The organism is Streptomyces malaysiensis subsp. samsunensis (genome assembly GCF_024519315.1).
GTDB lineage: Bacteria > Actinomycetota > Actinomycetes > Streptomycetales > Streptomycetaceae > Streptomyces > Streptomyces malaysiensis.
In genome coordinates, this window is the sequence record NZ_JANIIC010000037.1 from 1 (window position 1) to 13,081 (window position 13,081).

At 73.0% G+C, this 13,081-nt stretch carries 12 protein-coding genes and 1 rRNA gene; 11 read left to right on the forward strand and 2 right to left on the reverse strand.

Features of this window, described 5'->3' with window-relative positions; genetic code table 11:
• The first annotated feature begins 89 nt into the window (after nucleotides 1-89).
• From rrf to NQU54_RS28250, 3 genes are all read left to right on the forward strand, one after another.
• Nucleotides 90-206 (forward strand): 5S ribosomal RNA (rrf, locus tag NQU54_RS28240).
• Nucleotides 207-467: 261 nt separating this feature from the next.
• Nucleotides 468-1,469: a hypothetical protein gene (locus NQU54_RS28245; RefSeq protein ID WP_306279142.1), complete on the forward strand. Its 1,002-nt coding sequence runs from the start codon at nucleotides 468-470 to the stop codon at nucleotides 1,467-1,469.
• Nucleotides 1,409-2,299, forward strand: coding sequence for a tetratricopeptide repeat protein (locus NQU54_RS28250; protein WP_257633602.1), 891 nt, complete (start codon nucleotides 1,409-1,411; stop codon nucleotides 2,297-2,299). The genes NQU54_RS28245 and NQU54_RS28250 overlap by 61 nt, the downstream gene beginning before the upstream one ends.
• Before the next feature lie 128 nt (nucleotides 2,300-2,427).
• Here the strand turns inward: NQU54_RS28250 and NQU54_RS28255 are convergent, their stop codons facing one another.
• Entirely contained in the window at nucleotides 2,428-3,795 is a 1,368-nt protein-coding gene (locus NQU54_RS28255; protein WP_257633543.1) for a DUF1015 family protein, read from the reverse strand.
• A 76-nt stretch (nucleotides 3,796-3,871) separates the two neighbouring features.
• Between NQU54_RS28255 and NQU54_RS28260 the strand changes: the two genes are divergently transcribed.
• From NQU54_RS28260 to NQU54_RS28275, 4 genes are all read left to right on the forward strand, one after another.
• On the forward strand, nucleotides 3,872-4,921 hold the full coding sequence (locus tag NQU54_RS28260) for an HAD hydrolase-like protein (RefSeq protein WP_257633544.1): 1,050 nt from the start codon (nucleotides 3,872-3,874) through the stop codon (nucleotides 4,919-4,921).
• A gap of 204 nt (nucleotides 4,922-5,125) precedes the next feature.
• Nucleotides 5,126-6,175 carry a FecCD family ABC transporter permease gene (locus tag NQU54_RS28265; protein WP_257633545.1) on the forward strand — a complete coding sequence of 350 codons (1,050 nt, stop codon included), beginning with the start codon at nucleotides 5,126-5,128 and terminating at the stop codon, nucleotides 6,173-6,175.
• A complete protein-coding gene (locus NQU54_RS28270) occupies nucleotides 6,172-7,236 on the forward strand; it encodes a FecCD family ABC transporter permease (RefSeq protein ID WP_257633546.1) in 1,065 nt (354 codons plus the stop codon). The genes NQU54_RS28265 and NQU54_RS28270 overlap by 4 nt, the downstream gene beginning before the upstream one ends.
• A 151-nt stretch (nucleotides 7,237-7,387) precedes the next feature.
• Complete coding sequence (locus tag NQU54_RS28275) at nucleotides 7,388-8,212, forward strand: ABC transporter ATP-binding protein (protein WP_257633603.1); 825 nt, start codon at nucleotides 7,388-7,390, stop codon at nucleotides 8,210-8,212.
• Between the two features lie 100 nt (nucleotides 8,213-8,312).
• On the opposite strand, the gene NQU54_RS28280 is transcribed toward NQU54_RS28275, so the two are convergent.
• A complete protein-coding gene (locus NQU54_RS28280) occupies nucleotides 8,313-8,660 on the reverse strand; it encodes a sterol-binding protein (protein ID WP_257633547.1) in 348 nt (115 codons plus the stop codon).
• A 77-nt stretch (nucleotides 8,661-8,737) separates the two neighbouring features.
• On the opposite strand from NQU54_RS28280, the gene NQU54_RS28285 reads away from it, so the two are divergent.
• The 4 genes from NQU54_RS28285 (at nucleotide 8,738) to recN (ending at nucleotide 12,988) form a co-directional block, all read left to right on the forward strand.
• Complete coding sequence (locus NQU54_RS28285) at nucleotides 8,738-9,100, forward strand: hypothetical protein (RefSeq protein ID WP_372506067.1); 363 nt, start codon at nucleotides 8,738-8,740, stop codon at nucleotides 9,098-9,100.
• Between the two features lie 66 nt (nucleotides 9,101-9,166).
• Nucleotides 9,167-10,039 carry a TlyA family RNA methyltransferase gene (locus NQU54_RS28290; protein WP_257633604.1) on the forward strand — a complete coding sequence of 291 codons (873 nt, stop codon included), beginning with the start codon at nucleotides 9,167-9,169 and terminating at the stop codon, nucleotides 10,037-10,039.
• A 50-nt stretch (nucleotides 10,040-10,089) separates the two neighbouring features.
• The gene (locus NQU54_RS28295; RefSeq protein ID WP_069868751.1) at nucleotides 10,090-11,010 is read left to right on the forward strand and encodes an NAD kinase; all 921 of its coding nucleotides are present in this window, start codon (nucleotides 10,090-10,092) and stop codon (nucleotides 11,008-11,010) included.
• A gap of 232 nt (nucleotides 11,011-11,242) precedes the next feature.
• Entirely contained in the window at nucleotides 11,243-12,988 is a 1,746-nt protein-coding gene (gene recN, locus NQU54_RS28300) for a DNA repair protein RecN (protein WP_257633549.1), read from the forward strand.
• Nucleotides 12,989-13,081 lie beyond the last annotated feature (93 nt).

Consider the following 13,081-nt stretch of genomic DNA (forward strand, 5'->3'; position numbering starts at 1 on the left):
GGTTCCCGGGTTGCGAACAGTCGCACCGGTGAATCAGTTCCACTTGACTTAATTGAAGAGTGTGCTTGTTCGCTAGAACCCGATAGGGTTTCGGTGGTCATTGCGTTAGGGAAACGCCCGGTTACATTCCGAACCCGGAAGCTAAGCCTTTCAGCGCCGATGGTACTGCAGGGGGGACCCTGTGGGAGAGTAGGACGCCGCCGAACAATCTTTGAAGGACCCTTGGCCCCAGCGTGCATGCTGGGACCAAGGGTCCTTTTTTTGCTGGGCCCGCATCAGTGTGTCTGGTGCGGGAGAATGGCTGTAGTACATGAAGACAGGAGTCACGCCGATGTCCACCAACTCTCCCGACGACCGGTCGGGCCGCGAGCCGCGGCGCCGGGACGCCGGCGACCGGCGGGAGTTCCGCGGCTCCGGACCGCGCCGCGACGGCGGTCGCGGTGGTTTCCGGCGTGACGATCGCCACGATGACCGACCGCGCGGGCCGCGCCGCGATGACGACCGTGGCGGATTCCGTCGCGATGACCGCCGGGATGACCGTCGGGACGACCGCAGGGACGAGCGCCCGCGTGGGCCTCGTCGGGACGAGGACCGAGGCGGCCGTCCGGGCGGCTATGGGCGCCGCGACGACCGGGGCGGCCGTCCGACCGGACGTTACGAGCGCCGTGATGACCGGCGTGACGATCGGCGCGACGACCGCCGTGATGAGCGGCCGCGTGGGCCACGTCGCGATGACCGCGACGGTGGCTTCCGGCAGGGCGGTTTCCGCCGGGACCGTGACGATCGGCCGGGCTTCCGCCGGGACGACGACCGTGGTGGCTACCGGCGCGATGACCGTCGTGATGAGCGTCGTGATGACCGTGGTGGGTTCCGCCGTGACGATCGTGATCGTGGCGGCCGGGGTGGCGGCTATGAGCGTCGTGATGAGCGGCCCTCGTACCGCCGTGATGACGACCGTGGCGGGTTCCGTCGTGATGAGCGTCGTGATGACCGTGGTGGGTTCCGCCGCGATGATCGTGATCGTGGCGGCCGGGGTGGCGGCTATGAGCGTCGTGATGAGCGGCCCTCGTACCGCCGTGATGACGACCGCGGTGGATTCCGTCGTGACGACCGTCGTGATGAGCGGCCTTCGTACCGCCGTGACGATGACCGTGGCGGGTTCCGTCGTGACGACCGCCGTGAGGATCGTCGTGATGAGCGGCCCCGTGGGCCGCGGCGTGATGACCGGGACGGTGGGTTCCGGGGCGGTCGCGACGACCGCGGGCCGCGTCGGCCGTACGGTCAGGGTCGGGACCGTGACGATCGGCGGGCCGGCGGCGGTGGCTTCCAGCGCCGTGACGACCGCGCGGGGGGCTACGGACGCCGCGACGACCGTGTGCGGGACCGCGACCGTGAGCCGATCAAGCGGATGCCGATCCCCGAGGACGTCACCGGCGAGGAGATCGACAAGGGTGTGCGGCAGGAGCTGATGAGCCTGCCGAAGACGCTTGCCGAGGACGTCGCCAAGAACCTCGTCATGGTGGCCAAGCTGCTGGACGACGACCCCGAGCGGGCGTACCAGTACTCGCGCGTCGCCCTGCGGCTCGCCTCCCGGGTGGCCGCCGTGCGCGAGGCCGCGGGCTTCGCCTCGTACGGCGTCGGCAAGTACGCCGAGGCGCTCGCGGAGTTCCGCGCCGCGCGGCGGATGACCGGGAACTCCGATCTGTGGCCGGTGATGGCCGACTGCGAGCGCGGCATGGGCCGTCCCGAGCGGGCGCTGGCCATGGCCGGTGAGCCGGAGGTGCAGAAGCTGGACCGGGCCGGTCAGGTCGAGATGCGGATGGTGGCCGCGGGTGCCCGGCGCGACATGGGCCAGGCCGACGCCGCCGTGGTCACCTTGCAGAGCCCGGAGTTGGCCTCGCATGCCATCCAGCCCTGGACCGCCCGGCTGCGCTACGCGTACGCCGACGCGCTGCTGGCGGTGGGCCGCGAGGAAGAGGCCCGTGAGTGGTTCGCCAAGGCGCTCGAGGCGGATCAGGGCGGGACCACGGACGCGTCGGACCGGCTCGCCGAGCTGGACGGCGTCGAGTTCGTGGACGCCCTCGACCTGGAGCAGGAGGCGGACGACGAGGCCCCTCGGCCGGTCGAGGAGCCCACGGCCGCCGAGCCCATGGACGCGGCGGAGGCGGCGGAGGACGCGGTAGAGGAAAAGGCCGGGGACGAGGGCGCCGAGGAACCGGCCGAAGAGGCCAGGCCGGTGGCGGAGGCGACGTCCGAGGACGGCCAGGCCGGGCCCGAGAAGGCCGGCGACGACAGCTGATGTCACAAGGGGGCGGGATCCCACACCGGGATCCCGCCCCCTTCGCATGTCCGCCGCCGTAAGACTCACGCATGTCCGCGGCTGAAAGGCGCAGACGGGTCGGAGGGCTCGGACGGACCGAGAAAGGCTCAGCCCAGCGTCAGGCTCCGCAGCACCAGCCCTGTCGCCGGTTTCGGCCCGAAGGACGTCGACTTGTGCGGCATCGCGATGCCCTGCCGCGCCAGTTCGTGTACGACGTCCTCGCGCACCGGATGCATCAGCACCGCCGTACCGCCCAGCCGCTCCGCCTGCTCGACGGCGGCCGTCGGGTCGTGGATGTAGCCGATGTGCTCGGGGGTGTCCGGGACGTCCCACAGCTGGTCCAGCAGGGTGTGGTGGAGCACGGTCGCGTCCAGCGTCCGCCATGCCTCAGGCCGTCCCTCGGGGATCGTTCGGGCCAGCAGCTCGGGGTCCGGCCGGTCCAGGAGGTGGAAGCGGCCGTCCCCGGCCAGCAGAAAGGCGTTTGGCGCGCCGGGTTCGGCGTGGGCCGCCTCGCCGAGAGTCTCCAGGGCGCGGGGGAGCGGGCCGTCGATCGTCCGCACCCGGAAGGCGCGCCGCGCCGCCGCGAGCGCGTCGTCCGGTGACAGCCGGCGGAGCAGCCGGTGGATGGCCCGGACCCGGAGCGGATAGCGGACGGTGTCGACGAGCAGGACGAGTCCGTAGTCCCAGGGGCCGGGCTCCCGCCGCTCCTCGCGCAGCCGAAGATAGGTGGCCCAGCGGTGGTGGCCGTCGGCGATGAGGGCCTGGTGGTGGCGGAGGTCCGCGGCGACCTCCACCAGGTCGGTGGGGTCGGTGACCCGCCACAGATGGTGGTCGACGCCGTCCTCGGTGGTCGTGGAGAGCAACGGCTCGCCCCGGATGGTGCGTTCGATGACCCGCGCGGCCCCGCCGATCCCTTCCCCGCCGATTCCGCTCCCGCCCGTTCCGCCACCACCGGTTCCGTACCCGGAGGCTTCGTTCGCCGAGGTCCCGTTCCCGTTGCCGCGGTAGGCGAGCAGCAGGGGTTCCAGATGGGCCGCGGTGGCCCGCATCAGATCGGCTCGGTCCTCGACGATATGCGGCATGACCTCCTCGTGGGGGAGGACGATGCCCTCCTCACGGCGGCTCAGCCGCAGTGCGCCGATCAGCCCGCGCTGGAGGGTTGGCCCGTCGCGCTGTTCGTAGACGTAGAGCGCGGGTTCGGGGTCCGGGGCGAGCACTCCGTCGGCCTGCCAGCGGCGCAGCGTCTCGGCGGCCTGGCGGTGGCGGGCCTCCGGGGTGTCGGCCTGCGGGAGGATCAGCCGGACGATGTTGTACGGGTCCGCCGTCTCGAGCTGGCGCAGTCCGTCGGGTCTGACGACCACGTCGTAGGGCGGTGAGGTGACGGCGGCGAGACTGCCGACCCGCTCCGCGACATAGCGCAGCCCCCGGAAGGGGGTGAGCTGAAGACCTTGTCCGCCAGGCCCTGGAATGCTCATCAGTGAATGTTATGCCCCGGGCGGCGATACGCGATGATCGGGGGAGAAGCGCACAGATCCGCGAGGAGTGGCCCCCATGAACCAGCCTGTCCGCACCCGGCCCGAGCCCAGTCGGCGGCCGCTGAACGAGGCGTACGACACGGCCCTGCTGGACCTCGACGGGGTGGTGTACGCAGGCGGCGAGGCGATCGACCACGCCGTGGAGTCGCTGGTGGCCGCGCGGGACGACGGGATGCGGCTGGCGTATGTGACCAACAACGCGCTGCGTACGCCGGCGGCGGTGGCCGAGCATCTGACGCGGCTCGGGATGCCCGCAGGCGCCGACGATGTGATCACCTCCGCGCAGGCGGTCGCCCGGCTGATCTCCGAGCAGTTGCCGCAGGGTGCGCGGGTGCTGGTGATCGGCGGGGAGGGGCTGCGGGTGGCGCTGCGCGAGCGCGGGCTGACCCCGGTGGACTCGGCGGACGACGACCCGGCGGCGGTGGCGCAGGGGTACGGGGGGCCGGACCTGCCCTGGGCGCGGCTGATGGAGGCGGGGTACGCGGTGGCGCGCGGGGTGCCGTGGTTCGCCTCCAACCTGGATCTGACGATTCCCAGCGGCCGGGGCATCGCCCCGGGCAACGGCGCGGCGGTGGAGGTCGTGCGCATCGCGACGGGCAAGTCCCCGCAGGCCGCGGGGAAGCCGCTGCCGCCGATGCACCGGGAGACGATTCTGCGGACCGGCGCCCGGCGGCCGCTGGTGGTCGGGGACCGGCTGGACACCGATATCGAGGGCGCGTACGCGGGCGGGGTGGACTCGCTGCTGGTGCTGACCGGGGTGACCACGCCCGCACAGCTGTTGGCCGCCGAGCCCGGACACCGGCCGTCGTATGTGGACCGCGACTTGCGGGGGCTGCTCACCCCACAGCCGGAGGTGGAGCCGGACGGGGCGGCGGGCGGGGCGGCGGGCGGCTTCCGGTGCGGGGGCTGGACCGCGCGGGTCGAGAACGGCGCGCTGGTGCTGGACGGCGAGGGCGATCAGCCGCTGGACGGGCTGCGGGCGCTGTGCGCGGCGGCGTGGGCCGAGGCGGGGGACGGTGTGAGCGGCGCGGACGCGGGGAAGGCTCTGGCGCGGCTGGGGCTGTGAGCCGGCGCGGTCTCGGCGCGGTAGGGCTGTGCGCCTACGCCGCCGGGCCGTGCGCCGACGCTGTCGGGGGCTGTGCGCCGACAGCGGCCGGGCTGTGCGCCGAACTCGCGGTCCAGGGAGCCCGCATGGATGTGGCCGTCGGGACTTAGGGTAACCTAACTTAAGCTGAGTCCCGATCGGCCGTGCTGTGAGGTGGAGTTCCGCGTGACCCTGGTCAGTCCGGCGAAAGCCGGGCCCGAGACAGCGAGCGCGCCGCCCCGGCGGCGCACCGCGCGCCGTGCGGCCGGGTTGGTCGCCTCCCTGGGCGTGCTGCTGGCGATCGCCGCGGCGTCCATCGCGATCGGTGCCAAACCGATTCCGCTGGACCAGGTGTGGCACGGGCTGTTCCACTACACCGGCAGCGACACCGATGTGGTGATCCGGGACGTACGGCTGCCGCGCACGATCCTCGGGGTGCTCGTCGGCGTCGGCCTCGGCCTCGCGGGCGCGGTCATCCAGGCCCTCACCCGCAATCCGCTCGCCGACCCCGGGCTGCTGGGGCTGAACGCGGGCGCGTCCGCCGCCGTCGTCTCGGCCATCAGCTTTCTCGGCATCACCTCCCTCACCGGCTATGTGTGGTTCGCGTTCCTCGGCACCGCCGTCGTGTCCGTGCTGGTGTACGCGCTCGGCGGCAGCCGGAGCGCCACCCCGGTGCGGCTCGCGCTCGCCGGGATGGCGGTGTACGCGGCGCTCTACGGATACGTCAACGCGGTGGAGCTGCTGGACACCGCGGCGCTGGACAAGATGCGCTTCTGGACGGTCGGTTCACTCGCCTCAGCCAATATGACCGTGGTCCGGCAGGTGGCCCCGTTCCTCCTGGTCGGCGCCGTGCTGGCGGTGGCGCTCGGCCGTTCGCTGAACGCCGTGGCGCTCGGCGACGACACGGCCCGCGCGCTCGGCAGCAACCTCAACCGCACCCGGGCGCTCTCGATGGTCGCGGTCACCCTGCTGTGCGGGGCCGCGACCGCCGCCTGTGGGCCGATCGCGTTCGTCGGGCTGATCGTGCCGCATCTGGTCCGCGCGCTGACCGGGCCCGATATGCGCTGGATCCTGCCGTACGCCGCGGTGCTCTCGCCCGTTCTGCTGCTGGGCGCCGATGTGATCGGCCGGCTGGTCACCCGGCCCGCGGAGCTCCAGGTCGGCGTCGTCACCACCTTCGTCGGCGGGCCCCTCTTCATCTTCCTCGTACGCCGCCGAAGGATGGCCCAACTGTGAACGCGAGCAAGCGCATCAGAAAGCCCGGGACGCGCGGGGTCACGGTGCGCACCGCAGGTCTCTCGCTGCGCCTGGACATCCGCGGCGCGGTCGTGGGGCTGCTGCTGATCGCCGTGGCGCTGGTGATGAGCGTGGTGCTGATCGGCACAGGTGACTTCCCCATCGCCCCCGCCGATGTGGTGCGCACGCTGTTCGGCGAGGGCACCGTGGCCCAGGACTTCATCGTCAACGAACTGCGGCTGCCGCGGGTGCTGGTGGGGCTGCTGGTCGGCGCGGCCCTGGGGCTGGGCGGGGCGATCTTCCAGTCCATCTCCCGCAATCCGCTGGGCAGTCCGGATGTGATCGGCCTCGGTCAGGGGGCGGCGGCCGGGGCGCTCACGGCCATCGTGCTCATCAAGGGCGATCCGAGTGTGGTCGCCACCGGGGCTGTCCTCGGCGGGGTGCTCACCGGGATCGGCGTCTACGCACTGGCCTGGCGGCAGGGCGTCCATGGGTATCGGCTGGTCCTGGTGGGCATCGGCACCTCCGCGACGTTCACCGCCGTCAACGGCTATCTGCTCACCCAGGCCCATCAGGAGGACGCGGCGCGTGCGGTGATGTGGCTCACCGGCTCGCTGAACGGCCGCGACTGGGACCAGGTCTGGCCGCTGCTGTCCGTCTGCGCGGTGCTGCTGCCCGTGGTCCTCGGCCATGCCCCGGGGCTGCGGATGCTGGAGATGGGCGACGACAGCGCCTACGCCCTCGGGGTGCCGGTGGAGCGGACGCGGATGGTGATGATGGGCGCGGCCGTGCTGCTGACCGCGTCCGCCACGGCCGCCGCCGGGCCCGTCGCCTTCGTGGCGCTGGTCGCCCCGCAGCTGGCCCGCAGGCTCACCCGCTCACCGGGTCCGAACCTGCTCCCCGCGGCCTGGATGGGCGCCGCACTGCTGGTCACCGCCGACTGGGCCTCGCAGCGCGCCTTCGGGGCCGATCAGCTGCCGGTGGGGGTGCTCACCGGGATGCTGGGCGGCGCCTATCTGCTGTGGCTGCTGGTGACCGAGCGCAAGGCGGGGCGGATATGACGACGGGGGGCGCGGGCGCCGGTGGCGGAATGACGCCGGGGCGGATATGACGACTGTGGACACGACCCGGACGGAAGAGGACATGGACAAGGACACCCGGCAGACCGCGGCTTCCAGCCCGAGCGGCGCTCCGGACCAGCGGCAGCGGCTCATGGCGGAGGGGCTGACCCTCGCCTACGACCGGCGCACGGTCGCCGAGGAGCTGTCCGTCACCATCCCCGACCACTCCTTCACGGTGATCGTCGGGCCGAACGCCTGCGGTAAGTCGACCCTGCTGCGCGCCCTGTCCCGGATGCTCAAGCCGGTGGCCGGATCGGTGCTGCTGGACGGGCAGGCGATCGGCTCGCTGCCCGCCAAGAAGGTCGCCCGCACCCTCGGGCTGCTGCCCCAGTCCTCGATTGCCCCGGACGGGATCACCGTCGCCGACCTGGTCGCCCGCGGCCGCTATCCGCACCAGGGGCTGCTGCGGCAGTGGTCGGAGACGGATGAGCGGATCGTCGGCGAATCGATGGCGGCGACCGGGGTGGCGGAGCTCGCCGATCGCTATGTCGACGAATTGTCCGGCGGTCAGCGCCAGCGGGTGTGGATCGCGATGGCCATCGCCCAGCAGACCCCGCTGCTGCTCCTCGACGAGCCCACGACATATCTGGACATCCAACACCAGATCGATGTGCTGGACCTGTGCGCCCAGCTCCACGAGGAGCAGGGCCGTACCCTCGTCGCGGTTCTGCACGACCTGAACCACGCCGCCCGCTACGCCACCCATCTCATCGCGATGCGGGGCGGGGAGATCGTCGCGGAGGGGGCGCCGGCGGACGTGGTCACGGCGGAGCTGGTGGAGGGGGTCTTCGGGCTGCCCTGTCAGGTGATCGACGACCCGGAGACGGGGACGCCGCTGGTCATCCCGGCCGCCCGCCGGTCCCGTACGGCACGGGTCGAGGCGCCTCTGGCGGCGGCCTCGGCGAGCGAGTCGTGAGGGATGGCGGTGGCTCGGAGGGCGGCGGTGGCTCGGAGGCGGCTTGAAGGGCGTCCTCGGTGCGGCTGGGGTGCCCGTCTTGAAGCTGGGGGCGCCCGCCTTAAAGCAGCTTCCGCAGCCGCAGCAGATCGCGCAGCCCGGCCTCGAGCTTGATCCGTCCGCTGCCCCACGCCCGGGCGAAGTGCAGCTCACCGTCGACCAGGGCCACCAGGTCGTCACCGGTCATCGCCAGTCGGATCTGCGCACGCTCGGTCGGCGCGCCCGACAGGGGCGTCACATCCTCGATCCTGCTGTCCACGAGACGGCCGATGAAGGTGGTGTCCAGGTCGGTGATCCAGCAGCTGACGGAGCGATCGAGCGCGGTAGCGCTGCGAAGGTCCCCGTTCGCGGAGGCGAGGTTCTCCGCGAGTTTGTCGAGTGCGCTGCGGCACTGTTGCAAGGTCGCCATCGCGGACGACGTTACCGCAGGTCCCGTACGTCGGAGAACGAGGGATTCGCGGTAGCGTCGGGGCCATGAGCGAGCCGATGCCGGCCGGATGGCCCGGCCCACAGCCCGAGCCGGCGGCCGAGCGGGCCCCGGAGGCCGCGCCGGAGCCGGTTTCCGCTTCCGTGCCGGAGCCGGTGCTCGCCACGGAGCCGGTTGACGCCCCCGTGCCCGAGCCGCCCGGCCCCGCCGATCCGGCCCCGCTCGGCGTGGACCGTACGCCCACCGGCGTTCCCGAGGTGGACGCCCGGCTCGGCCGGCTGGCCGATGCCGACCACCTCGCGACAAGCGGCCATCTGGAGGTGTACGAGGATGTCCACCGGGGCCTGCGCGACACGCTGACGGCACTCGACCGGCGCCCCGGGCCCCCGCCGCCCGGTCCGCGCCCCCCGTCCGCTGCGTAAACGACCTCGTAAACAACCTCGTAAACAACCTCGTAGACAACCTCAGGAGCTGAACCGCCCGTGGCAGTGACCCGTCCACGACGCGCACGACTCGACGCGGAGCTGGTCCGCCGCGAGCTGGCACGTTCGCGTGAGCATGCCAGCCAGCTGATCGCCGCGGGCCGGGTCACCGTCGGCGGGGCGGTGGCGACCAAACCGGCCACCCAGGTGGAGAAGAGCGCGGCCGTCGTGGTGATCGAGGACGACAGCGATCCGGGCTATGTCTCGCGCGGCGGCCACAAGCTGGCGGGCGCGCTGCACGCCTTCAGCGAGGAGTACCGGCAGGGCGCGGGCGCGGGGCAGGACCCCGGGGTCCGCCCGGTCCCCGGCGCGGAGCTGAAGGTCGCGGGGCGCCTGGCGCTGGACGCGGGCGCGTCGACCGGGGGCTTCACGGACGTCCTGCTGCGCGCGGGCGCCGCGCGGGTGCTCGCCGTGGACGTCGGCTACGGCCAGCTCGCCTGGTCGCTTCAGAGCGATGAACGCGTCAGTGTTCACGACCGTACGAACGTACGCGAGCTGACACTTGAGCGGATTGGCGGGAAGCCGGTGGACCTGGTGGTCGGTGATCTCTCCTTCATCCCGCTCGGGCTGGTACTGCCCGCCCTCGTACGGTGTTCGGCGCCCGGCGCCGATCTTGTGCTGATGGTCAAACCGCAGTTCGAGGTCGGCAAGGAGCGGCTGGGCAGCGGGGGCGTGGTCCGCAGCGCCGAACTGCGCGCCGAGGCGGTGCGTACGGTGGCCGGACGGGCGGCGGAACTCGGACTGGGCGTGCTGGGCGTAACGGCCAGCCCGCTCCCGGGGCCGTCGGGCAATGTCGAGTACTTTTTGTGGATGCGCGCCGGGGCGCCGGCACTGGACCCGGCGGATGTTGACCGTGCAGTGGCGGAGGGGCCCAGTTGACCACTTCAGAAGCAGCGCAGGAGAAGGAAGCAGTACCCGACGCGGCGCGTATGCCGTCGACGCGGGCGGCCGAGCCGACGGCGGACCGCACCGTCTTCCTCCTCGCGCACACCGGCCGTCCCGCGGCCATCCGCAGCGCCGAGCTGGTCGTCCAGGGGCTGCTGCGCAGCGGAATCGGGGTGCGGGTGCTCGCTGCCGAGGCCGCGGACCTGCCGCTGCCACCCGCTGTCCAGCGTGTCGACGCGGACCGTGATGTGCTGAACGGCTGTGAGCTGCTGGTCGTGCTCGGCGGGGACGGGACGCTGCTGCGCGGCGCGGAGTTCGCCCGGGTCTCGGGCGTGCCGATGCTCGGGGTGAACCTCGGCCGGGTCGGCTTCCTCGCCGAGGCGGAGCGGGACGACCTCGACAAGGTCGTGGACCGGGTGGTGACCCGGCAGTACGAGGTCGAGGAGCGGATGACGATCGATGTGCTGGTCCGCAACGACGGGCACATCGTGCACACGGACTGGGCGCTGAACGAGGCGTCGGTCGAGAAGGCCGCGCGTGAGCGGCTGCTCGAGGTGGTCACGGAGGTCGACAACCGCCCGGTCTCCCGCTTCGGCGGCGACGGCGTGGTCTGCGCGACCCCGACCGGCTCCACGGCGTACGCCTTCTCGGCGGGCGGGCCGGTGGTGTGGCCCGAGGTGGAGGCGCTGCTGATGGTGCCGATCAGCGCCCATGCGCTCTTCGCCAAGCCGCTGGTGACGTCGCCCAAGTCGGTGCTCGCGGTGGAGGTGCAGCCGCAGACGCCGCACGGGGTGCTGTGGTGCGACGGTCGGCGCACGGTGGAGTTGCCGGCGGGGGCGCGGGTGGAGGTGCGGCGGGGGGCGGTGCCGGTGCGGTTGGCTCGGCTTCACCACGCGTCGTTCACGGACCGGTTGGTCGCCAAGTTTGCGCTTCCGGTGGCGGGGTGGCGGGGGGCGCCGCACTAGGGGTGTCCGGCGGGTTGTGCCGCCTGCGGCGGGCTGTTCCCCTACCCGCCCCCTCCCCGAACCCGGGGCTCCGCCCCGGCGGGGGGCGAGGGGGCGGAGCCCCTTCGTTTCGGGAAGGGGCGGGTAGGGGGCTCTCCGCCGGAGGCACCCGCACCCCACCCACCCCGGGCAGATGTGCGGGCGGACCCCATAAGTGGCGCCCCTTCGTCGCATCGCACCGGCCAAACCTCGTATGGTCTTTCACGTGCTGGAGGAGATGCGGATACGTGCGCTGGGCGTCATCGACGACGCGGTCGTCGAGCTGTCGCCCGGCTTCACCGCGGTGACCGGTGAGACCGGCGCGGGCAAGACCATGGTCGTCACCAGCCTCGGGCTGCTGCTGGGCGGCCGGGCCGACGCTGCCCTGGTGCGGATCGGGGCCAAGGCGGCGGTCGTCGAAGGGCGCCTTACGGTCGACGCCCGCTCGGCGGCGGCCGTAAGGGCCGAGGAGGCGGGGGCCGAACTCGAGGACGGCGTGCTGCTGATCAGCCGTACGCTCTCCGCCGAAGGGCGGTCGCGCGCACATGTGGGCGGCCGTTCGGTGCCCGTGGGGCTGCTGGGCGAGCTGGCCGACGATCTGGTGGCCGTGCACGGCCAGACCGATCAGCAGGGCCTGCTGCGCCCCGCCCGGCAGCGGCAGGCGCTGGACCGGTACGCGGGGGCCGCGGTGGCCGGGCCCCTGGAGAAGTACGCGGGCGCGTACCGCCGGCTGCGCGCCGTCTCGGCCGAGCTGGAGGAGCTGACCACGCGCGCTCGTGAGCGGGCGCAGGAGGCGGATCTGCTGCGTTTCGGCCTCGAGGAGGTCGCGGCCGCCGAGCCCCGCCCCGGGGAGGACGAGGAGCTGGCGGCCGAGGCCGAGCGGCTGGGGCACGCCGAGGCCCTGGCGTCCGCCGCCGCCGTCGCGCACACCGCCCTCGCCGGGAACCCGGAGGACCCGGAGGGCGTGGACGCGGCCACCCTGGTCGCGGGCGCCCATCGCGCCGTGGAGGCCGTGCGCTCCCATGACCCGGCGCTCGCCGGGCTGGCCGACCGGATCGGCGAGGTCGGCATCCTGCTGTCCGACGTGGCCGGGGACCTCGCCGGGTACGCCGACAACCTGGACGCCGACCCGATCCGCTTGGCGGGCGTCGAGGAGCGCCGCGCCGCGCTGACCCAGCTGACCCGTAAGTACGGCGAGACGATCGCGGATGTGCTGATCTGGGCCGAGCAGGGCGCCGCCCGGCTGGCCGAACTCGACGGCGACGACGACCGCATCGGCGAGCTGACCGCCGAGCGCGACGCGCTCCGCACCGAGTTGGGCGAGCTGGCGCAGGCGCTCACGGACGCCCGTACGGAGGCGGCGGGGCGCTTCGCGGAGGCGGTCACCGCCGAGCTGGCCTCGCTGGTGATGCCGCACGCCCGGGTCACGTTCGCGATCCGCCAGACCGAGACGGAGGAGGACGGCATCGAGGTGGGCGGCCGCCCGGTCGTCTTCGGGCCGCACGGCGCCGACGAGGTCGAGCTGCTGCTCGCCCCTCACCCGGGCGCCCCGCCCCGGCCGATCGCCAAGGGCGCCTCCGGAGGCGAGCTGTCCCGGGTGATGCTCGCGGTCGAGGTCGTGTTCGCGGGCTCCGACCCGGTGCCGACTTATCTCTTCGACGAGGTGGACGCGGGCGTCGGCGGCAAGGCGGCGGTCGAGGTGGGCCGCCGACTGGCCCGGCTCGCCCGCTCCGCGCAGGTCGTGGTGGTCACCCATCTGCCGCAGGTCGCGGCCTTCGCCGACCGGCATCTGGTGGTCGAGAAGACCAACGACGGGTCGGTGACCCGCAGCGGGGTGAAGGCCATGGAGGGCGAGGACCGCGTACGGGAGCTGTCGCGGATGCTCGCGGGCCAGGAGGACTCCGAACTCGCGCGGGCGCATGCCGAAGAGCTCCTGGAGGCGGCACGCGCCGGACGCTGACGACCCGCGGCGCGCGCGGGACGCCGGCCTTTCGGCGCGGGGCATGGCCGCCGCCCCTTCGCTTGGGCCCGCGCACCGGGCGCTGATGCTTTG